At 32.5% G+C, this 24,598-nt stretch carries 18 protein-coding genes and 3 pseudogenes; 8 read left to right on the top strand and 13 right to left on the bottom strand.

Features of this window, described 5'->3' with window-relative positions; all coding sequences use genetic code 11:
• On the top strand, positions 1-1,773 hold the full coding sequence (locus ACRYLU_RS11795; RefSeq protein WP_445081395.1) for an RNA-directed DNA polymerase: 1,773 nt from the start codon (positions 1-3) through the stop codon (positions 1,771-1,773).
• Between the two features lie 238 nt (positions 1,774-2,011).
• Here the strand turns inward: ACRYLU_RS11795 and ACRYLU_RS11800 are convergent, their stop codons facing one another.
• Positions 2,012-2,383: a site-specific integrase gene (locus ACRYLU_RS11800; protein ID WP_445081397.1), complete on the bottom strand. Its 372-nt coding sequence runs from the start codon at positions 2,381-2,383 to the stop codon at positions 2,012-2,014.
• A gap of 264 nt (positions 2,384-2,647) precedes the next feature.
• On the opposite strand from ACRYLU_RS11800, the gene ACRYLU_RS11805 reads away from it, so the two are divergent.
• Complete coding sequence (locus tag ACRYLU_RS11805) at positions 2,648-3,202, top strand: recombinase family protein (RefSeq protein WP_012898741.1); 555 nt, start codon at positions 2,648-2,650, stop codon at positions 3,200-3,202.
• 191 nt (positions 3,203-3,393) lie between these two features.
• Here the strand turns inward: ACRYLU_RS11805 and ACRYLU_RS11810 are convergent.
• Positions 3,394-4,504: pseudogene (locus tag ACRYLU_RS11810) on the bottom strand (IS3 family transposase).
• Between the two features lie 396 nt (positions 4,505-4,900).
• On the opposite strand from ACRYLU_RS11810, the gene ACRYLU_RS11815 reads away from it, so the two are divergent.
• From ACRYLU_RS11815 to ACRYLU_RS11825, 3 genes are all read left to right on the top strand, one after another.
• Positions 4,901-6,928, top strand: coding sequence for a KUP/HAK/KT family potassium transporter (locus tag ACRYLU_RS11815; RefSeq protein WP_098403166.1), 2,028 nt, complete (start codon positions 4,901-4,903; stop codon positions 6,926-6,928).
• Positions 6,929-7,280: 352 nt separating this feature from the next.
• A protein-coding gene (locus tag ACRYLU_RS11820; protein WP_098403165.1) for an IS3 family transposase occupies positions 7,281-8,428 on the top strand; the annotation gives its coding sequence in 2 pieces (ribosomal slippage) (positions 7,281-7,533 and positions 7,533-8,428; 1,149 coding nt in all).
• A gap of 461 nt (positions 8,429-8,889) precedes the next feature.
• Positions 8,890-8,991, top strand: a complete 102-nt coding sequence (locus ACRYLU_RS11825; protein WP_021722009.1) for a type I toxin-antitoxin system Fst family toxin — start codon at positions 8,890-8,892, stop codon at positions 8,989-8,991.
• Between the two features lie 377 nt (positions 8,992-9,368).
• Here the strand turns inward: ACRYLU_RS11825 and ACRYLU_RS11830 are convergent, their stop codons facing one another.
• Entirely contained in the window at positions 9,369-9,926 is a 558-nt protein-coding gene (locus tag ACRYLU_RS11830; RefSeq protein ID WP_012898744.1) for a recombinase family protein, read from the bottom strand.
• A gap of 60 nt (positions 9,927-9,986) precedes the next feature.
• Between ACRYLU_RS11830 and ACRYLU_RS11835 the strand changes: the two are divergent.
• Positions 9,987-10,667: pseudogene (locus tag ACRYLU_RS11835) on the top strand (IS6-like element ISS1N family transposase).
• A 178-nt stretch (positions 10,668-10,845) separates the two neighbouring features.
• Here ACRYLU_RS11835 and pnuC read toward each other — a convergent pair.
• The 3 genes from pnuC to ACRYLU_RS11850 form a co-directional block, all read right to left on the bottom strand.
• Positions 10,846-11,595 (bottom strand): nicotinamide riboside transporter PnuC, encoded by a 750-nt coding sequence (pnuC, locus tag ACRYLU_RS11840; protein WP_011915260.1) that lies wholly within the window; start codon positions 11,593-11,595, stop codon positions 10,846-10,848.
• A 566-nt stretch (positions 11,596-12,161) separates the two neighbouring features.
• Positions 12,162-12,341: a hypothetical protein gene (locus ACRYLU_RS11845; RefSeq protein WP_041168157.1), complete on the bottom strand. Its 180-nt coding sequence runs from the start codon at positions 12,339-12,341 to the stop codon at positions 12,162-12,164.
• 11 nt (positions 12,342-12,352) lie between these two features.
• Positions 12,353-14,122: an oleate hydratase gene (locus ACRYLU_RS11850; RefSeq protein WP_098403081.1), complete on the bottom strand. Its 1,770-nt coding sequence runs from the start codon at positions 14,120-14,122 to the stop codon at positions 12,353-12,355.
• 344 nt (positions 14,123-14,466) lie between these two features.
• On the opposite strand from ACRYLU_RS11850, the gene ACRYLU_RS11855 reads away from it, so the two are divergent.
• Positions 14,467-14,595, top strand: coding sequence for a hypothetical protein (locus tag ACRYLU_RS11855; RefSeq protein ID WP_255596497.1), 129 nt, complete (start codon positions 14,467-14,469; stop codon positions 14,593-14,595).
• A gap of 301 nt (positions 14,596-14,896) precedes the next feature.
• Here the strand turns inward: ACRYLU_RS11855 and ACRYLU_RS11860 are convergent, their stop codons facing one another.
• The 5 genes from ACRYLU_RS11860 to ACRYLU_RS11880 all read right to left on the bottom strand — a co-directional run bounded on the left by ACRYLU_RS11860 (position 14,897) and on the right by ACRYLU_RS11880 (position 19,866).
• Positions 14,897-15,445, bottom strand: a complete 549-nt coding sequence (locus tag ACRYLU_RS11860) for a DUF5626 family protein (RefSeq protein WP_098403080.1) — start codon at positions 15,443-15,445, stop codon at positions 14,897-14,899.
• Positions 15,446-17,010: 1,565 nt separating this feature from the next.
• On the bottom strand, positions 17,011-17,292 hold the full coding sequence (locus tag ACRYLU_RS11865; protein ID WP_011915250.1) for a hypothetical protein: 282 nt from the start codon (positions 17,290-17,292) through the stop codon (positions 17,011-17,013).
• A gap of 329 nt (positions 17,293-17,621) precedes the next feature.
• Positions 17,622-17,768: a hypothetical protein gene (locus tag ACRYLU_RS11870; protein ID WP_017865354.1), complete on the bottom strand. Its 147-nt coding sequence runs from the start codon at positions 17,766-17,768 to the stop codon at positions 17,622-17,624.
• Positions 17,769-18,318: 550 nt separating this feature from the next.
• Positions 18,319-18,771, bottom strand: a complete 453-nt coding sequence (locus ACRYLU_RS11875) for a GNAT family N-acetyltransferase (RefSeq protein WP_098403557.1) — start codon at positions 18,769-18,771, stop codon at positions 18,319-18,321.
• Positions 18,772-19,260: 489 nt separating this feature from the next.
• The gene (locus tag ACRYLU_RS11880; RefSeq protein ID WP_058220247.1) at positions 19,261-19,866 is read right to left on the bottom strand and encodes a helix-turn-helix domain-containing protein; all 606 of its coding nucleotides are present in this window, start codon (positions 19,864-19,866) and stop codon (positions 19,261-19,263) included.
• Between the two features lie 415 nt (positions 19,867-20,281).
• Between ACRYLU_RS11880 and ACRYLU_RS11885 the strand changes: the two are divergent.
• Positions 20,282-20,725, top strand: a pseudogene (locus ACRYLU_RS11885) (IS6 family transposase); the annotation flags it as partial.
• A gap of 58 nt (positions 20,726-20,783) precedes the next feature.
• On the opposite strand, the gene pepO reads toward ACRYLU_RS11885, so the two are convergent.
• Complete coding sequence (gene pepO / locus ACRYLU_RS11890; RefSeq protein WP_445081396.1) at positions 20,784-22,667, bottom strand: endopeptidase PepO; 1,884 nt, start codon at positions 22,665-22,667, stop codon at positions 20,784-20,786.
• 123 nt (positions 22,668-22,790) lie between these two features.
• Entirely contained in the window at positions 22,791-24,593 is a 1,803-nt protein-coding gene (locus ACRYLU_RS11895) for an oligopeptide ABC transporter substrate-binding protein (protein WP_445081392.1), read from the bottom strand.
• Between the last annotated feature and the right edge of the window lie 5 nt (positions 24,594-24,598).

Consider the following 24,598-nt stretch of genomic DNA (forward strand, 5'->3'; position numbering starts at 1 on the left):
ATGAACGAAAATAAGAAATCAATATTATCTCTTGATAATAAATCAGCAAAAAAATTTTTCTTGAAAAGAGTAAATTATTTTTCGTGTAGCTTACCACCTTATTATAATCTTGACTATTTACTAAATCATGCAAACAAGGTATTAAAAAATACACGAATAAAGGAAAAATCTCAACAAATTCTAGTTGAAAAAGATACAAATAATAAAAAGAAAAATGTTGATTATTCAACTTATATGAATATAAACTATACTTTTTTGAAAAATAAAACAAAGTCTTCTTATAGACCAATGACACTGATTCATCCTTTAATATATCTTGACTTAGTAAATCTGATTACAAAAGAAGAGAATTGGGAGGAAATAGTACGCAGGTTTTATTTCTTTCATCATATGGTAGATGGAAAAATTGTATGTAATAGTATACCATTTGAGATATTAAATCAAGATAGTAAACTGGAACAGGCAATAAACTTTTGGAATTCTATGGAACAAGAAACAATAAAATTATCGTTGAACTATCAACACTTAATGAAAGTAGATATTTCGAATTTTTATGGAACTATTTATACACACTCAATCCCTTGGGCTCTTCATGGGGAAGAGGAAGCAAAGCAAAATAAAAAACAAAAGAATTTACTAGGTAATGAACTCGATAAATGCTTTCAATTTATGAATTACGGTGAAACCGTAAGCATACCTCAAGGGAACGCAGTTTCAGATTTAATTGCAGAATTATTACTTGGATATATCGATTATCTATTATTTAACTCTTTAAAGGCAAAGGGTGTGGATGATTATAAAATACTTAGATATCGTGATGATTATAGGATTTTTACAAACAGTATTGATGATATAACAATAATAAAATATGAATTAGTAGAATTATTACGACGACATAAATTAAGTTTAGGAGAGTCTAAAACTGAATTGAGTACAGATTTGGTAGAGGGAGCGGTTAAAGCCGATAAACTTTATTGGATTAGTCACAATCCAGTTATTAAGCTAGGGGCGGATTGTATATATCAACAACCAAAAAAAATATTGAATTATTTAATTAATAGAAATCGAAAAAAGAAAAAAATAAGTATTGAAAAAATAATTAAGAATAGAGTATATACTGTTAGTCTTCAGAAACATTTACTAAGTATTAAATTACTCTCTTCTCATTTTCCAAATAGTGGACAATTAGTTGGTGCATTGAATGATTTTGAGATACGTTTTCAATCGCAAATAAAACGAAAGTTTATACGTGAGAGTATTGACCAAATGGCGATTTTAGCAATAGTAATGAATATAATTTATGAGAACCCCAAAATTACTGATGTTGGGATTAAGTTTGTATCAAAAATCTTATCCTCGTATGCAAATAGCGAGAGTAAAGGCTTTTTTGAAATTTTAGCTACGGGTGATGTGACTAAATTACAAAATGACTATGAAGAAAAGCTAAGTGTAATTAATGCAATTCACAAACCAATTTATAGAAATTACAGTAATGATTATCTAGAAATTTGGCTTCAAAGACTTGTTGTAAAAAATTTGAAAGAGAAAAATCAATTTATAGATGAATATATCTCAAATAGTAAAAATCAACTTGTTAATCTGACCAATTCAATAATTTCTAAGAATGAAATCACCCCAATCTTTAACGAGGATTGGCTAAAAGAAAAATATAGAATTTCATATGATGAATTTATAAGTGAAGCTTCGATTCATAGTTTAGAAGATATTGTATCAGACAAAGAGATTTCCCTATTTCCATATGATAACATGTAATTTATTCCGAAAAGTTGATTTTGGTTGACTTAATCCATTCATGATAAAACCACTTTACCTGTTCAATAATGTAATTTCCAAATTTTCCTCACTCTTGAAAGCATTCTTCCTAAGTAATATTTGAAAGTTATTGATTGCGATTTGTAAGTTATCGTATATTTCTTCTTTGGGTATCATTGTTAATTTTCCTTTTGATTATTATTTTATCAGATTAGACAAATTTTCCGTTATCTCCTTATCAAAATTTGGATACAAATGGACTATAAACACTTAATGTTGTCTGCACATCAGAGTGTCCCAGTCGTTTCTGAATAGCGAGTGGAGTAGTATTCCATTCATTGATAAGAAGTGAAGCGTGAGAGTGTCGTAAGCCTTTAGGCTTGATATAAGGTACACCTGCCTTTTCAGAGTACTTTTTAAACTGATAGGCAAAAGAGCGTTTTGGAAATGGGTTGCCATCATAGGAAAGGACAAACTTAATCTTTGAGTGTTTCTGTTGTCGTTCTTTCCATTTTTGTAAAACATCAAGTGTATTATCATCAAGACCGATTATTCGTTTAGAACTTTCGGTTTTTAATTTTGTACTTCTTTCCCAATTATTGATATTGATATAGTGACGTTAAGTCTAGTTTTTAGAGTAACAAACGTATGGACTATTATCAAATAATTAGACATAAAAAAGAAAAGCGTTAATAATTGTTTTTCTTTTTTTATATAGTGTTCAGAAAATGGTCATTTTCTGAACACTCTTCTTTTCCTATTAAATTTCTCAAAATCATTTACATTTAATGTTCATTAACCCGTAATTTATTCTATGTTCATTTATATAGGTGCTTTCAAGTTATGGTACAATAGTATCAGCGGAGGAATAAAAATGAATATTGGATATGCCCGAGTTTCAACTGGACTTCAAAATTTAGATTTACAAAAAGATAGCCTTGAAAAATATAATTGTGAAAAAATATTTACTGACCATATGTCAGGAAGTAAAAAAGAAAGACCTGGATTAAAATCCGCAGTTGAATTTTCCCGTCCTGGGGATACGATTGTTGTTTGGCGATTGGATCGATTAGGTAGAAATATGGAAGATCTCATTAATATTGTTAATTCTCTTAATAATAAAGGGGTAAGTTTTCATAGTCTACAAGAAAATATTACAATGGATAAATCAAGTTCGACTGGACAATTGATGTTTCATTTGTTTGCGGCTTTTGCGGAATTTGAGAGAAATCTTATTTTAGAACGTTCTGCCGCTGGTAGAGAAGCCGCACGTGCAAGAGGACGGCTGGGAGGAAGACCTGAAAAATTTTCAGAGCAGGACATAAAGCTTCTTAAAACATTAGTTGAAAGTGGTACTCCAATTAAGTCGATTGCGGATTCTTGGGGAGTTTCAAGAACCACAATTTATAGATATATTAATAAGTTTTAGAATAAAATAAATGACCAGCTCACAACGATTAAGTTATGAGCTATTTTAAATATCTTATTTGATGTCGACTGTTATAATAAATCTTTATATCTTTGAGTTTATTTGTCCTCTTTCAATTCATCATCAAGTTCTTGAAGTGACGTTAAGTCAAGTTTTTAGAGTAACAAACGTAGAATTTTAATCTATTTATTTTAAGCACTTACCTTTTCAAATTGATTAGGTGTAAGATACCCTAAACTTTGATGGATTTGTTTTGAATTATAAAAGGCTTCGATGTACCAGAAAATACTCTGATAGGCTTCTTCAAAGTTCTTATATTTAAATTGATAGACCCACTCTCTTTTTAAATGTCCATGCCAAGTTTCAAGACTGGCATTATGATAAGGATAGCCCTTACGACTGAAGGAGTGAGTCATTCCAGAGTTTTTTATTGTCTCTTCATACTCATGACTCGTATACTGACTTCCTTGGTCAGGATGAAGCATCACAGCTTCTGGATAATTTTGTGATTCCATTGCCTTATTCAAAGTCCTTTGCACTAATTCTACAGTCATTCGCTTTCCTAAATCCCAAGCAATGACTTTTTTAGTATAACGATCCATAATGGTTGAGAGATAAACCCAGCCTTGTTGAGTAGGAATATAAGTAATATCAGTTGCCCAAACCTTATTTATCTTTTTAGGCTCATTTTGTATAAGGTTCTTTCTGTTAATACCATCACTTACGGAGTGTCCGGGTTTAAATTTTTTAAGGACGACGGACTTGAGCTGAAGTTGTTTCATAATTTTTGTACGAGCTTTATCCCTACTTTTTCCCCTTGATTGAGTAAGAGGTGATGAATCTTAGGTGCCCCATAGATTCCCCGATTCGCCTTGAAAAGTTGGTCAATTTTCAGTGCCAAGTGTTGTCTTCTTAATTGAGTTTTGGATGGCCGTCGATTGATTCTCTCATAATAACTTGCTTCAGGAACACCAAGCAGTTGGCAACTGAGTCTGAAATTGAGTGCTAAAGTTTTAATCGTTTGAGTCATATCCGCAGCACTCACATCTTTTTCTCGGCGAATATGGTCAATACTTTTTTTAAGATGTCTCGTTCTTCCTTAACTTTAGCCAGCTGTCTTTTTAATTCTAGAAAATCAGCTTTAGAGACTGAGCTTTCATTAGACTTAGAATAGAGGTCGATCCATTTATAAATCGTTGCCGGAGCCACGCCGTATTCTTTAGAAAGCTGTGTGACGGATTGCCCAGAATGATAGAAGTCGAGAAGGGTGTCTTTAAATTCTTGTGAGTAGCGTTTTTGCATGTTTTTATCCTTTGTCTAAATTATACAATAGTGACTCTAAGATTTAAGGATAGCATCAAGGAAACAAACACTTCTCTTATTGGGGAATAAAAGAGAGACTAAGGTTTGGATAATTTTATAATTTTCCAGAACTTCTCAGAGATAATATAGCACCTATATTAAATAAAAAGAATAAAACATGGAGGGTCTTTCTAACAATTTTTACACTCCTAATTTTGTGTCTAATAATCTAATATTATACATTTACCACCTTTCTTTCTAAAATATTTTACAAAAAAACATTATAGTGATAGAATAAGCAGGTCAAATAAATAAACTACTAATTTATTAAAAAATGTAGTCAATAACTTAGTAGCTTATTTATACAATTTTGAAGTGAAAGCTGAAGAAGTACAAATGAATCAGATAAAAAGTCGTTCATTTAATAAGGCCACGAGTGCAGGTTTTATTGTTGCATTGGGCATTATATATGGAGATATTGGGACAAGTCCTCTTTATACAATGCAGTCAATTCTAGAGTCGCAGGGAGGAATTGAGCATATTGAAAAAGCATCAATCATTGGTTCTATCTCATTAATCATATGGACTCTTACTTTAATTACTACCGTAAAATATGTGTTAATTGCTCTGAGGGCAGACAATAACCATGAAGGTGGGATTTTTTCACTTTTTACATTGGTTCGTAAATATGCTAAATGGTTAATTATTCCTGCAATGATTGGAGGAGCTGCTCTGCTTTCAGATGGAGCACTAACTCCTGCAGTAACTGTGACTTCTGCTATTGAGGGGTTGAGAACTATTCCGGCATTCGAAACTACATTCGGTTCGCGCCAATTTCCAATTATTTTAATAACTTTAATTATACTGGCTCTTCTATTTTCAATCCAACGATTTGGTACAGCTGTTGTTGGTAAGATATTTGGACCAATTATGCTTATATGGTTTAGTTTTCTAGGCTTTTTTGGGTTTATAAATTTGTGCGGTACCCCCTCTATTCTACAAGCCATTAATCCTTATTATGCTATACACTTTCTTTTTAGCCCAGATAATAAATCAGGTATTTTTATTTTAGGCTCAATATTTCTTGCAACAACTGGAGCTGAGGCACTTTATTCAGACCTAGGCCATGTTGGAAGAGGGAATATATATATTAGTTGGCCGTTTGTAAAAATTTGTATCTTATTGTCCTATTGTGGTCAAGCATCTTGGATTCTTAAAAATCAGGGAAGAAATTTAGGAATTATTAATCCATTTTTCTCTATTTTGCCTGGTTATATTATTATTTTTGCAGTTATTTTGGCCACCTTAGCAGCTATTATTGCTTCCCAAGCCTTGATTTCTGGGTCTTTTTCTTTAGTCTCAGAGGCAATACGATTAAAATTATTTCCACTTCTAAAAATATATTACCCTGGAAAAACAGTAGGACAACTTTATATCCCAGCAATTAACCTAGGACTATGGATTGCTTCAAGTTTTATAGTTATTTACTTCCAAACTTCAGCTCATATGGAGGCAGCATATGGGCTTGCTATTACAATAACGATGCTTATGACAACGACTCTCTTGACTTTCTATCTAAGTCATCATCAAGAGATCAAAAAAATGCTTGTTATATTGTTTTTTAGTACATTTATTCTAGTAGAAGGACTGTTTTTTGTTGCTTCAATCGTCAAATTTATTCATGGGGGTTATATTGTTGTTGTCTTTGCCTCAATAATTTTATTTATAATGGCAATTTGGCATAAAGCGACCCAGTTAACTTTTAAATATATCAAATCATTAAATATCAATTGTTATAAACATCAACTCAATATCCTTCGAAAGGATGAATCATATGATCTTTATCAAACAAACGTTGTCTATCTCACAAGCAGAGTTGATGGAGAATGGATTGATCGCTCCATTTTATATTCACTTTTAGATAAAAAGCCAAAGCGATCAGAAATTTATTGGTTTGTTAATATCAGAGTAACTGATGAGCCTTATACTTCAGAATATAAGATTGATATGTTTGAGACTGATTACATAGTAAGTGTTACCTTATTCCTAGGTTTTCGTATGCGTCAAGATGTGCCCCGTTATCTACGTACCATAGTAACAGATTTAATGGAATCGGGGCGTATACATCGACAATATCAACGTTATAGTATCACACCAAATCGTGAAGTTGGAGATTTTAGATTTGTTATTATTGAAGAAAAATTAGTTAATGCTCAGCAACTCCCTTCGTTTGAAAGATTTGTACTTCAAACAAAGGAGCATATTAAAAGGATTACTGCAACCCCTATTCGTTGGTTCGGTTTACAATTTTCTGAAGTGACTATAGAAAGAGTCCCTTTAATTTTATCTGAAGTTTCAGGTTTAGCTATAAGTGAGCGAAATAATTCTAGAGCCTTAGAGGAGAAGTATACAGATAATCTATAAGTACATATATTAATTAGTTGATTTAATTTTTAACGACTAGAGTAAACTATGAATCATATTATATAAATTAAAAACTCACTGATTGAAAATTGTTTATGATCTCTAAATGTTAGACAAAAAATCTAATATTTGGAGGTCTTTTTTATGTCAGAATATTCTTTTGCTTCCAAACTCAAAGTTACGAACGAGTATTAATAATAGGCCGCCTTTTTGAAATAAGCATTTTTTACAAAACTGGACTACTATTAAATAATTAGACATGAAATGATATTTTCTCTCTTATAAAAATCGAAACTTTACCGAAAATATATATTCAGCTCATAACTTAAGAGAAATCGTGGAAAGGTTTATTATGGCAAGAAGAAAATTCGATAAACAATTTAAAAATTCTGCAGTAAAACTCATTCTTGAAGAGGGTTACTCTGTTAAAGAAGTCAGCCAAGAGCTTGAGGTTCATGCCAATAGTCTTTATCGCTGGGTTCAAGAAGTTGAAGAATATGGAGAAAGTGCTTTTCCAGGCAATGGGACAGCTCTAGCTGATGCCCAACATAAGATTAAATTGTTAGAGAAAGAAAATCGTTATCTTCAGGAGGAACTTGAACTTCTAAAAAAGTTCCGGGTCTTCTTGAAGCGAAGCAAGTAAAACGTTTTAAATTTCTCTTGAAACATCATGGGAAGATAAAAATTAAGCATGCAGTAAAAGTTCTTAAGGTTTATCGCTCAGGTTTCTATGAATACATGCATCGTCGTCCTTCAAAACAACAAGTGGAGAGAGAAATTCTCTCAGAGAAGATAAAAGCTGTCTTTCATGAGCATAAGGGACGCTATGGTGCGGTTAGAATTACCAAGGTACTTCATAATACTGGTATTATGACCAACACGAAACGTGTTGGAAAACTGATGCACTTGATGGGACTTTATGCCAAGGGAAGCCGTTATAAATATAAACATTACAACAGAAAAGGAGCTTCGCTTTCAAGACCCAATTTAATTAATCAGGTCTTTAAAGCAACAGCTCCTAATAAAGTATGGCTGGGAGACATGACCTATATCCCTACCAAAGAAGGCACCTTATACTTAGCCGTGAATATCGACGTTTTTTCACGTAAGATTGTAGGCTGGTCAATGTCTTCACGGATGCAAGATAAACTGGTGAGGGATTGCTTCTTACAAGCTTGTGGGAAAGAACATCCTCAGCCTGGCTTGATTGTCCATACTGATCAAGGGAGTCAATATACAAGCTCTCGTTATCAATCTACTCTTCGTCAAGTCGGTGCTCAATCTAGCATGAGTCGTAAAGGAAATCCCTATGACAATGCAATGATGGAGTCTTTTTATAAGACGCTAAAGAGGGAGCTTATTAATGATGCTCATTTTGAGACAAGAGCTGAGGCTACTCAAGAAATATTTAAATATATTGAGACCTATTACAGTACAAAAAGGATGCATTCAGGTCTTGATTACAAGTCTCCAAAAGACTTTGAAAAATATAATTCTTAAATTCTCTTAACTCCGTGTCTAGTTTTTCGTTGACTTTCCATTAAGCGAATGTTAATATAATTATGATAAACTATGCTTATTCCAGAAAAACTTTTCATAAATACTTCTGAAAAACATCAACTATTGATGTTTTTCTTATTGACAAATAATATTGAAGTGGTAGAATGGGTACATTATAATAATAACCCCTAAAAATCATTGAATGGTTTTTAATCTACTTAGTAAAAAATCTCTTTCTAACTGAAGGAGTTTTTTTATTAAAAGTGAGCAAAAATTTACGAAAGTTTTTAAAATGAAAATTTTATGTTTTTCACTTCAGAAATGGCATCTTTCCGAAAAATAATAGTTTTCTTGAAAGATATTTCTCTTCTACTACTAGGGTATTTATTTCCTTTTTTATGATATAATTCTTAGTGGCGCACCTTTCTGATGCAGTATTGCCTTAGAAGGGAGGTGAGTCTATGCTCATAACAATCTTCGTATCAGTTGTCGCTCCAATAGTGGTTGGAGTAATCCTTGAGCTGGTCAAGGACTGGTTAAAAAACCGACATAAGCGCCTTTAATCCACTATTCGTCCCTTTGCCAGAGGGGCGTTTTTTATAGTAATAAACAATAAAAAAACCGAGGGAATTTGCCAGCCCTCGGTTTAAATGGTGAGAATATACTCACAACAATCTTCGTTAAATAAATTATACTTTTATTTATTTAGTTTGTCAACTTACTTAGTTTATTTTTAATCAGTATTATTTTAAAACTTTATTCTTCGTGATATTGTATGATTGCAGATTAATAAATCTCTCACCATTTACTATGTTAAACATATAGTCGCTCAAAGATCTGGGGCTGAATTTAAAAAAGTTTCTACTATTATAAGTGTATCATAATGTACTTGCTATATTACTATATTTTTTAATGATCATTCATTTAGAAATCAACACTTTTACTTTTTTATTGCACCAAACCTTCTTTTTTGAGTTGCAATACTGATTCCAGTTTTTCGTTCAATCATCTTATAAGTCATTCCTTGCTGCTTTAACTCATGAGCAAATTGAATTTGTTCTTCGGTAAATTTTTGAGGACGCCCTTCTTTAAAACTTGGATCGTGAATTTTAGCAAAGTTTTTTCCTTCCTGAGTCCTGGTTACAATAAGGTCTCGCTCAAATTGGGCAAAAGCACTAAAAATTGTAAAAATAAGTTGTCCTGTCGGAGTATTATCAATAAGGCCAATATTTAAGATATGAACCTTAATTCCTCTATTAAATAACGATTGGACAATTTCTAAGACTTCTCGAGTATTTCTTGCCAATCGATCTAACTTTGTCACAATTAAAGTATCGCCATTTTCTAACTTTTTGAGTACTAGATTAAATTGGGGACGTTCAACCGTAGTTCCCGTAAATTTTTCTTGGAAAACTTCTTCTGCTCCCGCTTCTTTCAGAACTTCAATTTGAGATTCTAATTTTTGTTCAAAAGTACTGACACGTGGGTTCTGTTGCAAAGTTTTCCAAAAAATCTATTTTAGTGTAAAATTGAGAAAAAAGACAGAGAGGACAGAGGTATGAATCATTTTAAAGGCAAACAATTCAAAAAAGACGTCATTATTGTCGCTGTTGGTTACTACCTGCGTTACAATCTAAACTATCGTGAAGTTCAGGAATTGTTATATGATCGTGGAATAAATGTTTGTCATACTACGATTTATCGTTGGGTGCAAGAGTACAGCAAAGTCCTCTATTATCTTTGGAAGAAGAAAAATAGACAATCCTTCTATTCATGGAAAATGGACGAAACCTATATCAAAATTAAGGGACGTTGGCATTATCTTTATCGTGCAATTGATGCGGACGGCTTAACCTTAGATATCTGGTTACGAAAGAAACGGGATACGCAAGCAGCCTATGCTTTCTTAAAATGACTCCATAAACAGTTTGGTGAGCCGAAAGCAATTGTGACCGATAAAGCACCTTCTCTTGGCTCCGCCTTTAGAAAGTTACAGAGTGTGGGTTTATATACTAAGACAGAGCACCGAACTGTGAAGTATCTTAACAATTTAATAGAACAAGACCATCGACCTATTAAACGACGAAATAAATTTTATCAAAGTCTCCGTACAGCCTCTTCCACGATTAAGGGCATGGAGACCCTTCGAGAAATATATAAAAAGAACCGAAGAAATGGAACGCTCTTCGGCTTTTCGGTGTCTACTGAAATCAAGGTATTAATGGGAATAACAGCCTAAGATATTTGGAGTTCACAGAGAGCGCGTTTGATTTTCAAACTTCGCAACAGAACCATCTATCTTTTGTTTAAAAACGATAAAAAATAGAATTATCGGTTACCAATAATTCTGCTATGTTTACATTTTATTTGTTTTTAAAATTAGTTTGTTCAACTTGAGTATTTTTATAATTACTTTTTCAAATCGTATAACTTTTAGATTTTTTAAGCCATATGATACTTCCATAGATGGAATTTAAAAACATTACTATTTGGAGCATTAACATTGAAAGAGATATAGACGTTCCATTGACCATAAATTGATTATACCAGATGATAATATTAATAATATTAATGATATTCCAAGCTACCCATTGACTACGATAGCCAAATGTCATTAATATTTGCCCCACTATTGCAAGAGGAAATAATGCGGCGTCAAGCCATATTTGAACTCCTCCTAATTTTTTTGAAATAATCACAATCATAAAGTATAGCAATATGGTACCAACAAAATATATAAGAGCTTGAAATGTGGTTAATTTTTTTGACTGAACTTCATGTTTTGTAGTCGCTCTAAGTTCTTTTCCCCAAATATATATTCCCAAAAATTGCATTATCAGATAAAAAGTTTGGCTTGCTATATCCCCTATTAATCGAGTATGAATAGCAATAATAACCCATGCAGTTGTTGTAATACTTCCCCAGAAGTAGTTTGTAATTCGTCCTCTATCTACTAATACTAAATTTATTATAGATGAGATACTTAATATAAGTACCAAAACGGAAGCATCTTTTGTAAAAAGAAAAGAAATCACTTGTGCTATTGTCATTAAAAATAGTAAAAGATATTCCTGGATATGCAATGTAGATAATTCTTCAAAAATTTTTTTTATAGAAAAGGTTTGTTTTATTGCTTCTCTAAAAATTTTAAATTGATTTTTGTTCATTTAAAATGACCCCTTTGTTTTTGTTACGCCGTAAGAGAAACGCGTAATTAGTGTTAGATAGATAAATATAGTTACTAATATCACAAGTTAAACTATTATATATGATATAAAATAATAGATATAAAGTCAATATTAAGGGTAGACTTAAAAGTACACAAAGAAAATCACTAGTTATTAATACTAATGATTTGACGTTAAGTCAAGTTTTTAGAGTCAAAGACTGATGTTATCCTTAAATCTTAGAGTCACTATTGATTGGTCTAGTAAAAATTTTATTCCCAAAGGGAGTCGTTATAGATAAATAATATTTTTGTGGTAAAGTAAATTTGTGTAAAAAGTACTCCAAGATATGATAAATATCCAGTTACATTAGCAAAGCTCGCTAAAAAAAGGTTTAAATAAAAAACAAATAAAAGAACTCATTTTGAGTTCTTTTTACTATTTCTTATCCTAAAATGAGTTTAACAGGAGACTTTGAAATAGAACCCAATAATTAATCATTAAAAAATTAATTACAGTAAGTCTATGTGTTATAGCTTTTTTTACTATCTATTTCTAAATAAATTTTATAATCCTTCACCCTTTGTTTTTGTTTCACGAATATAGACTGGGATATTTTTTATTTCAGATTTTGGAACTGGCTTCTTATTAATAGGAATGATTTTTAATAATTCATCTCTATAACAATATCCAAGAACTGTTCCTGCAACAAGAGTAGTAGCTAATAATAATTTTCCTTTTTTCATCTTTATTCCTCCTATAATAAGTGTTGATCGACTAATATTTCTTCAATGTATGTTCCTTTAATTTTCTTAAGAAATGCTTCTAATCCAAATTTTTCAACTTTTGTTAAAGGTAAGTCACGTAATCCTTTTTTATCATTAAGATAATAGATAGCATTTAGAATCATGCGCATATCAAAAGAAGAATCAAATACTTCTGGAATTCCACGGTCTACATCTAGTAATTGATAAACAGCTTCCATGGCTGTACGAACAGAATATTCAGTAGTGAAGACTGTATCGCGTTCTGTTTCAGCAAAGTTTCCAACGAATGCAAGATTAGCTGAACCATCCGGTACCACTTTTGGACGATCTCCAGCTGCTCTAGGCATAAAGTAAGAAGTAATATAAGGCATGTTTGTAGGAACAGCTTTCACTGTTGCTGCAATTTCTGAAATTTTATTTTTAGGAACTCCAATGTGATATAAGAATTCTTCGCATATTTCACGACCAGTACAGTCAGTAATTTTTTTAGGAATATAATTTCCGGGTAAATCTGAAAATAGACCGTACAACCAAACAATTAATTCATTGTCTTTTTGTTGCTCAAAGTGAGGCTGACGACTAATGGAAATTCCTAATAACCAATTAGAGTCACGAATTGTTATAGGACCACTTGTTACTAGAGAACCACTATGCGGATCTTTACCAGTAATAGATTCTAAAAATGGAACAACTTGATCATCTGAGAACGTTAAAGTTGTTGAATTTACCCAATTTGCAACGGGAACATTACGATAAAATTTCCAAGGACGACCAAAAGATTTATCTTGTTTGGCTATATTTTCCCATAATTGCCAACTTTGTCCTACTTCATGCTCTTGAGGTGCAGGATGTTCGGTATCTCCATACGTTGTACTTTCAGTAATTGAACCATTAGTTACAATGACCAAATCATCTATTGTCAAAGGTAACACTTTTGTTTGACCAGATTCAGTAAGTTGAATTTCTGTGGCGGTTTTTTGACTGTCCGAACGGTTCACTATAATATTATCGACAACTGTATCGTATTGGAAATGTACATTATGCCCTTCTAAGTAATGGATCATTGGTTTTACTAAAGATTCATATTGATTAAATTCAGTAAATTTTAACGCTGACATATCTTTTAGTGTACCTACATGCTGTACGAAACGTAGTAAGTAACGGCGCATTTCCATCGCACTTGCCCATGGTTCAAAAGCAAACATTGTAGACCAGTATAACCAAAAGTTAGATTCAAAAAATTCATCAGAAAAGACTTCATTGATTTTAACATCATCTAATTGACTTTCTGATGTTAAGACTAGTTTTAACATTTCATCAATAGCTTTACGAGATAACGTTAATTCTCCGTCATTTTCTAATTGTTTTCCGCATTTTTCAATTACACGTGTTTTAGAATAACTTGGGTCTTCTTTATTTAACCAATAAAACTCATCTAATACTGAAATTTCTGGATTTTCAAGAGTTGGAATTGAACGGAATAAATCCCAAAGGGTTTCAAAATGGGCTTCCATTTCACGACCACCACGAATGATGTAACCACGTGATTCATTATATATTCCATCCATACTACCACCAGCTAAAGAGAGTTCTTCAAAAATATGAATATTTTCTCCGGGCATTTGACCATCTCTAATTAAAAAAATTGCCGATGCTAATCCAGCAAGACCTGAACCAACAATATAAGCTGATTTATTTTCTACATTTTTTGGTTTTTTAGGTTTTGCAAATGCTTCATAATTTCCGTTACTGTAATACATAAATGGGCCTCCTTTGTATAGACACTAAATAAACGACCTTCTTAACTTGATTATAGACTTTTCATTACTTTTTGTAAAGAAAACCCTTTCAAAACTATTAGACAAATCAACACATTTGTCTATTGTACTAAAGGCAAATAATTAGACACAAAATGAGTTATATTTTTGGAAAGGTTATAATAAACTAGACACAAAGTTAAGAGAAATCATGAAAAGGTTTATTATGAGCGGTAACCACTCCTCACTATACAACTGTTACAAGTGCTTAAGCTGAATATATTTATGACTTAATTCGACGTGCAACCAAGATTGAAAGTGGCTCTGTTAAACCCTATGAAGATAACATGCTTAAAATTGTAGGAGAAAATCGTAAATTAACGCTTGATATGAGAGCCCTCGATGATTCAATCTACTCTGACATAGACTCTGACAAATTAAACCAAGTTGTTGATGACATTAGTCCACAATATTAGTTAATCATATACATAGACAACTAAAACACAGCACTAACCAAATTTTATTATTTTTGCCCCAAAATGTAATTAGGCTTAAAATAGCTACAAAAAATTATTTTCATAAGTTCTCCCTCAAGGTTTTGTTGAAAAATTTTAGAAATAAAAAAGAGTTTTTAAGCTCTTTTTTATTTTTTATTTTTTATTTTTAAAAAATTTAATCAAGAAATAAATACCCAGCCCAATTAAAATGACTGTTATCAAAAAAACAATAGAAACTAATCTCATAAAAACCTCCTTTATATTATTATAATAGAGTTTTTTAATTTCTTGTAACTACAAGATTATTTGACGAATTTATTGTAGCTCTAAACCACCCAGTCCAAGATATTACATTCCATATTGGAGTTGTAAATGAAAAATGAGCACTTGCACGTTTGCTATTATCAACACGCAAGGATGCCAAATTAACTTGTGCTCCAACAATCGTATAATTTAAATCCCGTGCGCTTGTAATTTTATTACCACTGGTTGTTATATAAAATGAAACATGCCAAGCTGCATCCCAAACAGTGACCTTATGAGAACCATTTGAAATACGAGCCATAGGATTTGAACCAGATTCAACTTTGAAATATGTTGCATTACCTTGTGAATCTGTAACTGATTTAGTTTCCCCATTAAGAGGTAACTTAGATAAATCAAACTCAGCAGATAAGTTTGAATCATTTTGAACTTCCACAGGTGAACTTTTTTGTTCAGTTGTATCAGCTTTAACAATAAGGCTAGGGGCTAAAGCTCCTGATAAAAGTAATGCTATTCCACTAGATATAGCAAGTTTTTTCCATGATTTCCTCCTGGTATAAACCAAGATTTGTAAGCGCTTACCGCCAAGGTTATTATACTACATTTACCTCATCGCTTCAATTATTAAATAATAAATAATTCTTTCTTCCTATATCCCTTATTGCTCTTGTACTCCTTGATAAAAAAAGAAACATTATTGTCAAAAAGAACTACGTAGGCAAATATTTTGCGGATACTTTGGATTGTGATTCCTTTAATTAAACATGCTGATTTATGGCTTCTATAAATTTTATCTAGCATTTTTTTAAGTGAGTTTACTTTTGATATCTACTAAGTTTTAACAACTTTTATTCTCACGTGAAACAAAAAGAGGGCATTTTAGTCCTTTTCATTCTCTAATTTAATTTCACTACTTAGTATAACAAGTGACACAAGCTACACCCTTTCTATCACTAGGATAGTTAAAGTTGTATCACTTGTACACCCCCTCATTAGCTTTTCGGGGTGTTCGTGCATTCCCAACGCTCACTCCTTACGCTTTGCTCGGAGCTATGCTTACGGTCATGCACGAAAATAACTGTTATTATAATAATTCTATTATAACGTTTTTTATAACCTGTTACAAGCTCTTAAATCGACATCTAAGACACTTTAGAAATTCTGCTTAGAATGGGGATCAAAAACAAATAAAAAAGTCCTTAAAATAGAAAACACGGCCATTTCAGCACTAACTTCTTGTTATCAGATAAAAACCGTACGATATAATCAATATTGGCGTTAAAGCCTATCCTAAAAAAAAGAAAAGAGGTAGCACCATGAATCAATTCATACAGTTTGTTTCTGCTCTTGCTGTCAGTACACTGACAGAGTCTTTTAAAGCTTGGCTTAGCGATAAAAGGTCTAGTAAGAAACACAAAAAATGCCATTAAGCTTTTATACCAGATACGGCAATACCTGGTATTTTTTTATAAAAAAATAGAGCCCGGCAAGGCTCTATTTCTGGTAGCACTATGATGCGCAAACCAATTCATACGTTAAGTAAAATTTATCACATCTTCTTTTTTTTGTCAAACTTACACCCTTGAACAACGTTATATTTCAAAGAGAAGGTCCTTATAACCATTTTTAATCAGATATTATGATAACTAATCATATTACTGTCGCCAAAAACTTACTTTAAATAAAAATAAAAAGACAGGAATGTGATAAACCTATCTTTTTATTAGCAGGACGATATACTGCACATCCAAACTTCGTTATACCATTTTATTATCTTAAAACCAAATACGTTTGTCAATAATCTATATCAGATTCATAAGATAATTTGATAGTTATGATAATGTTCTCATAATTATCAAAACGTTTCTCATTTTATTTTCCTATTTTTTATCCAAGAGCATAAGGGAAACTGTCCCCAAAAGTTGATGTAAGTCATAGTACGACTTGTTTTAGAGAGAAATCAGATTTTTTCTCATTTATAGTGTTTGTAAAGTGTTTCAAATCGCTCAACTACAGCTTTATATAAAATGGAGAAATTAGAAAAACCTCATAATATAGTCTTTTAAAGGATTGTCCAATGCTTAAAAAGAGGCAATAATCAAGCTTATACTTTGCTTTCATAATATTTTTTTACTGATAAACCCATACATTGGCATGCGGAAAATCTGATTTTACCGTTTCTAAAATGATACTTACTGGTTTTGATAATATAATCTCATCGTTCGAATCATGATTCCGCTTTATCTTTTTATAAAGATCACTTTGGGTCACCCATTGAACTTCTTCAGATAATTCTCTTTTTGCATTCTCCCAGTAAGAATCATTGACACAATAATCACCCAATATCATCGTTTGCCAATTCATTGTCCCCATATTTTTTGATGGAGATAAAGCGGTCACAAAATATTTCAATCGTCATTCCTCCTGTAATTGTTTGTTGCTCCGTGGGTATTCCTTATTACAAAAAATCATACGACAGTCTTGAAAAAACGGAAGTATTCGTTGGAATACCCTGGAAGTACTTATATTAGGCTCAGTGTGATGTTTTTATCCGTTTTGAATGTTACTTACGATAAACTACGTAAGGCTTCTTAAAATGAAAAATATGAGTTTGTAAAGCTACTTCAAAATTTAGTCATTTTTTGCCAACCCATTTATTTTTTAATTTCTAAAAACCCACTTTGGGGAGAGTTTTGCTCTCGCGGGCATAGCAAGTGGGTGCCCAAATCCATATTGTTCTATTACTTTTTAACTAACTTCTTTTCTTTTTTTGATATTTCGGCTTTTAAAAAATCTCGTTCATCTAGTGTTTGTTTTACATCCTTGAGCGTTGATTTTTTGAATGTTAAACGATCATTGTAATCCTTAAAGTTAAATCCAAATCCCATAGTAGTCTCTTTCTATTGATGTGTATAATCTCATTGATTGAAGGTATTTTAATTAGATCGGGAATATTATCATTGTATGATATGTTTTATTAAAGTTGTTTTTTTGATTTTACATTTACGTGAGTTTTTCCAGTACTTGCGAAAGATGTAAAACCAGCACTAAATAATACGACACTAAGTCCAAAAACAATTACTAATTTTAATTTTTTCATATTTTTATCATTAATACCCTTGTCCAAAAAGCGCTGCAATCATTCTAATAACAAAATCCCAAAAATTGTTCTTTTTTTCCCAAGTTTTTATTTTTTTTTCTGTTTTTTCCACTCTTCTTCATTCATTTAAAAAGCCTTTTATAATATTTTTTTATTGCAACTTAAATATATTTTAGCATGTTCAAAATTAAGATCAATTCTCTTTTATCCCTTTTGCCTCTTGTCGCTCCGCTTGTACACCTAAAAATATAGTGACCTCATTGCCGAAAGAACTTGCGCAGGCTGATCCTTTACATGATTTCAAAGCTAAGCAATAAGATAAATTGACGCAATAGTAGTTAGACATCCGTCGTACTGCTTACCATTAGAACTGATTCCTCTAACGCTTCAAAGCCATTTTTAGTATAGAAATTTTCAGCTGGTGTGCTACGTTCTGTGTCGAGCATGATTGCAGAGATTGAACGTATGTGTAATTCTTGTTTTATATGTTTTAAAAATATCGTACCTAATCCGGAATGCTGCTTGGTATTGTCAATAAAAAATGTATCTAGAATGTACTCGGTGCCTTGATACCATGGTTTAATAAAGCCGAGAGCAACGCCAATAAAATCGTTAGAGTGGTCATCGTGTGCAATAAATCCGATAAAGGTATTCATTGCGTAAATATTTTGAATGTATTCATTGATGTGAGTAGGATCATGTGTTTCATTCCAAGGCTCGGCAGCAAATACGTCGACATATTTTTTTACAATTAATGGAAAATCAGTCGTTTCTATAGGACGTAGTTTCATAGTAGTCTCCCTTTTATCTTTTCTTTCCTCTAGTATACTAGATTTGAGTCAACATTCCTTTTGACATCTGTTAAATAGTATGCCAATTCCCATTTAGGAAGTGTTGTTTTCTCTTACTTTATCATTTTATTTTTTAAAATGTGAGATAAAAGATTTATCTATTCAACGTTACCACGAGCGAAAGCGAGTTTTATTCAAAACACTCCTTTTAAAGTGTCATTGCTACTATTTTCGTAATCGAGTGTAGCGACATTTATCAAATCAAAAGTATTATTTGATTATTGATATAAAGGGTACTGTATTAGGTACTCCTAAATAAAAATTTACGTAACGTACTTTTGGAGATTTGTGTACACAGACCCGTTGCTTGCCAGTAACTTTTAAATAGACTGAGCAAGCGACGGGTTTACCATGGTAAATCCAAAAAAAGCCACAAAACGATGTGACTTTTTTTAATCATTATATTATCTCTGCTCGATAACAAAAACTTTATAGACTATTAAAGAAAGAAATGAACCAAGTTATAAAACCAAAAATCGGGAAAATCATCCACCAATAGATTGAAAAAAATTGCCAAAAGTTTTCGAAACGTTCTTTTTTTTCTTTTAATTTAATTCCCTTAGTAAGAGGGTACTTTTGATCTAGTGTTTCATTTAATTTAACTCCTAAATAATAATTTGCTAGACCTATTAACAACAATAATAAACTTACCCATGCTAGCCAAGAAAGTGTAGTGTTATAGCCAGATGCTAATTCATTAATTTCAACACCTAAAATTGACATAACCAAAAGTATAGCTGCTATAACTAATAAAGTAATTGAGACGGTTATAGTTTGTCTATATTTCAGTTGAATAAGCTGTTCTTTAGACATATCCATGATTTCTACCTCTTTTGCTTCTTCATCAATTCTTTCAAATAGTTCACTTACGGGAACTAAAAGGGCATTAGATATTGATGCTAAAGTATCTAAACTAACATCAGTTCCATTTTCTATTCTCTGAATCGTTCTAACAGTTATATTTGCTTTTTCAGCTAGCACTTCTTGCGTCCAACCTCTTTTTTTTCTTAACTCGGCAACTCTATATTTATTCATGAATATATAATAAACTATTTTTTAAAACATGTACACGACAGATAGACGACAAAAGAACGACAATCTACCGACACAAAGGTAAAACAACAGTTTTAGAGGAAATAATAAAAGCAGTAATCATACTAAAAACTGCTTTTATTATTGTTTTATTTTTCATGATGCTCTGTTTTGGACTTTTTATTCTTTAGTTTTTTATATTCTTTATTGACATCAGTCCAAATTTTATTACCTTCTTTTGAAAAACTTGCTTGTATTTTTTCTATTTGCTTAAAAAAGTTATCATTTGAATGTAATAACCAATCGTATAAATCATTTAATTTCTCCCAGCTCTTTATTAATTATTCTAACTTTTTGAATTTTTTATCCAGAAAAAATTTAAAGGAATAGAAATAATAAGGACAACAAAAAGTCCAATATCAAAATTAAGGGGCGTTGGCATTATCTCTATCGAGCGATTGATGCGGGCGGTTTAACCTTAGATATTTGGTTAAGAAAGAAACGGGATACGCAAGCAGCCTATGCTTTTTTAAAGCGACTCCATAAACAATTTGGACAACCGAGAGTCATCGTTACAGATAAGGCACCGTCTATTGGTTCAGCATTTAGAAAGCTACAAAACCACGGCTTGTATACCAAAACTGAACACAGAACAGTGAAGTATCTTAATAACTTAATTGAACAAGATCATCGACCAATTAAGCGACGTAATAAATTTTATCGAAGTCTTCGTACTGCCTCAACCACGATTAAGGGCATGGAGACGATTCGAGGCATATACAAAAAGAACCGAAGAAATGGGACGCTCTTCGGCTTTTCGGTTTCTACTGAAATTAAAGTGTTAATGGGCATGACAGTTTAAACTCAAATGAATGTTCAGACTATTGCCTTTAGTTTTGGAACTTTGCAACAGAACCTGATTACCAAATTTTAAGACGATTTTCTGGCGCACGATACATCTTATCTGTTTCTTTAACATCAAAAGTTTCGTAAAATTCTTCGAGATTTGTTGGAGGAATATTGGCACGAAGTTTAGCAGGTGCATGAACATCCATTGACAAAAGCATTTGTTGGAATTCTTTACTTGCTTTCATGCGCCAAATCTTAGCCCACTGACTAAAGAAAGCTTTCAAATCAACGTCTTTCTCATCTTTAGCTGCTGTCAGTGCCGCTGTAATTCCTCCTTGGTCAGCAATATTTTCTGACACAATGAGTTTTCCGTTTGCTGGACCAGCTTCGGTTTCTACACCGTCAAAGAGTGCAATCATTTCTTTTTGCTTTTCTTCAAAAGCTTCATAATCTTTATCTAACCACCATTTGTTCAAATTTCCTTCTTTATCGAATTGGGCACCATTGTTATCAAAAGCATGAGAAATTTCATGAGCAATGACAGCGCCGATTCCACCATAATTTTGTGATGAAGATTGTTCAAGAGAGTAAAAAGGAGCTTGCAAAATTGCTGCTGGAAAAACAATTGTATTACTATCAGGACTATAATAAGCATTGACCATATGAGCAGGCATATGCCAGCTTGTTTTATCAACATCTTCTGAGAATTTTTCAAAAGTTCGAGCAGTCAAAATTTCATCGAATTTAAGGGCATCTTCATAGAGAGAGCCAGAAGTTGTTTTTAAACGACTATAAATTTCAGGCAATTTATCTGGGAAACCAATGAAAGGAGTAATAGCATCCAATTTTTCAATGGCTTTTTCAGCTGTTTCTTGACTGAGCCACTCATTTTTAGACAAACGTGCTTGGTAAACTTTAATCATTGCAGTGACCATCCGTTTGACATCGGCCTTAGCAGCTTCACCAAAATATTTTTTACCATAGAATAAACCAATCACTTGGCTAAAATAAGACTCAGTCAAATCAAGTTGATGTTTTTCTTGACTTCTTGCTTCTTGAACATTTGAAAGGAAACGTCCGTAAGCTCCACCAAGAATTCTAAGGTCTTCATTGAAGAAAGAAGTAGCGCCACGTGCAATTTTAGTCAGCATCCAAGCTTTAATGAGTGACCAATTTTCTTCATTGATAAGTAAATCAAATGATTCATAAAAACGATCTTCGTAAACAATGACTTTATCAGGTTCAGTTTTTACTAAATCTTTAATTAAAGATTTTAAATCCAGATTTTTAACTTTACTGACAAAGCTGTCAGTAGAAATTGGATGATAAAGTTCAGCATATTTTGCCCACTCTTCAGAAGTATTTGCTGACGGAACTAAAAGAGCATCGAATTTAAGGGCAGACTTTGCAATCTCTTCTGCATTTTCAACATCAAATGTCTTTAAAATTTCGCTTGTATTTTTAGCCCAAAAATCAAGTAATTCTTTTTTTCTAGGGTGTTCATCATTATAATAAGTGGTATCAGGTAAAATCAAGCCCGGGCCAGAGAATCCAAGAGAATAGTGAATAGCATCTTTCATATCAGGTTCAACACTAAAAGAAAATGGAAGAGGAGCCTGTGAATGGAAAACGAGTTGAGTCAAATTATTTTTAAAGTCTTCAAAAGTATTTAAAGTTTCAACTTTAGCAAGTTCATTTTTTACGGCAGAAAAATCCGCTTTTTCTCTCACTTGCCAATCTCCTGCTTTATTATAAAATTTGATTGCTTCAAGCAATTCTGGATTATCAGTAGGTAGGTTTTGTGATAATCCAGCTAAATCCTTAGCCAAATTTTTCTCATTTTTTAGTACTAATTCATCAAAAGCTGAAATTCTTGGTTTGTCAGCAGGAATTTCTGCATTTTCTAACCATTCAGCATTAACAGTAGCGAATAAATCATCTTGAATCCTTGTCATATCAAACTCCTTTTTTAATAAAAGAAGCTCAAATCAAAAATTTGAACTTCTGTGACTTTAGAATTGCGAAAACTAAAGTGAGGGTATTTTTACAAAAAACTTGTAAACAAAAGTTAAGTAAAACTATTTGGTGGCTAACTTATCAGAAGAAACACCAATTTCTGACCAAGTATTCATTGCACCATAGTCAAGCGTCATCCCAACTACACGTTTGTTTACTGGTGTGTAACTTAACGAGAAGTTTGTTGGAACAACGTAAGCTTTTTTATTCATATCTTCTTGATATTTAACGAAAGCTGCTTTACGATAAGTTGGATCTTCAGACTTGGCAGAATCAATATCATTTAAATCCTTAGTGATTTCTGAATCATTAAAGTGACCAAAGTTATAAGGTGCTGCTGCTGAGAACAAATCTTGTTGCGAAGGTTCTGATGACAATGACCAAGCACCGTCAGTGATATCCCAGTCATTTGCTCCTGGAGGAGTGGTCATATGATCAACCCAAGAATTAAATTCCATCAATTTACCATTGTAAAGACTAACTTTCACCCCAATTTTCTTCCATTGTTGGATGTAGTTTTGAGCAATGGTTTCAGAGTTTGCATCACCTACACGAGCCGCATAAACCAGCGATAATTCTTTTCCATCTTTTTCACGGTAGCCTGTAGATTTATTCAATTTCCATCCATCTTCATCCAAAAGTTTATTCGCTTTATCAAGGTCTTGTTTTTCATATCCTTTAACTGATGGACTCGTAAATTGCTTAAAGATTGGCGGAATCAAACTATTTGCAGGAGTTGAAAGTCCGTTTGAGAACTTATTATCCACTTCTGCGACATTACGGGCATAACCAATGGCTTGACGAACATTTTGATCTTGCAATGGCGTTTTACGGTCTTGGACACTAATTGAATTTTTAGTATCATAATGTCCAAGATTATAGTACATCAAGGAAATATATAGTGCTTGTTGTCCTAAAACCTTGTATCCCTTTAAGTTTTTTACTTGTTTATACTGACTATTAGCCATCGAATTGATAAAGTCGTATTTATGCGCAGAAAGGGCTGCGACTGATTTTGCGGTTGATACAATTTCATAAGTAATCGAATTTAGTTTTGGTTTTTTACCCCAATAGTAAGGATTTGGGACATATTTAATAGATTCACCGGCAACCACATTTTCCGGTTTAAAAGGCCCTGTAACTAATGGTTTCGTTGTCGTTTTTGGACTAGAAGCCAAATCTTTAGGAGCGACATCTTTCAAATATTGATAAGGCGCTACCGTTTCAAGGAAGTAACCATTTCCTGATTGTGTCATCCCTGGTTTCATTTCTTTAAATTGAACCTTGATGACTTTTCCGTTTTCACCATCAGGGAAAGTAATTCCTGAGATTGTTTTAGCTTTACCCGCATGATAATCACTCAAGCCAACAATATTTGCCAGAGAATCAGTCCAACGGTCGGAGCCATAAGCAGGATTAGCAATCGTTTCATAAGTGAACTCATAATCTTTAGCCGTTACTTCTGAGCCATCAGACCATTTCAAATCTTTACGAAGCGTAATCGTTGCTGTTTTTGCTTTTTGGTCTAGGCTGACATTAGCAGGTCCCCCATTGATAAATTTAAAGGAACTGTTAGTAAAGAAGAGAGCATCTTGACCTCCTCCAGGATTCGACATCACATTAAAAGTGGCATCATCAGAAAGTCCTGCCAACCATTCAGCTTTCATCGGAGAATCGCTTTGATAAGCGACTTTTAAATTTCCACCTTTGATTGCCTTGTCTGGATTTTGATAAGCAACGTCAAAGTTACCCGCTTTTAATTTTTTTGTACTTGTACTTGAGCTTTGGTTAGAGCCACAAGCACTTAGGAGGGCAGCTGCTAAAACTACACTACTTGCCAATAAAGTTACTTTTATTTTGTTCATCTTAG

This window comes from Lactococcus sp. KTH0-1S, from assembly GCF_052544945.1.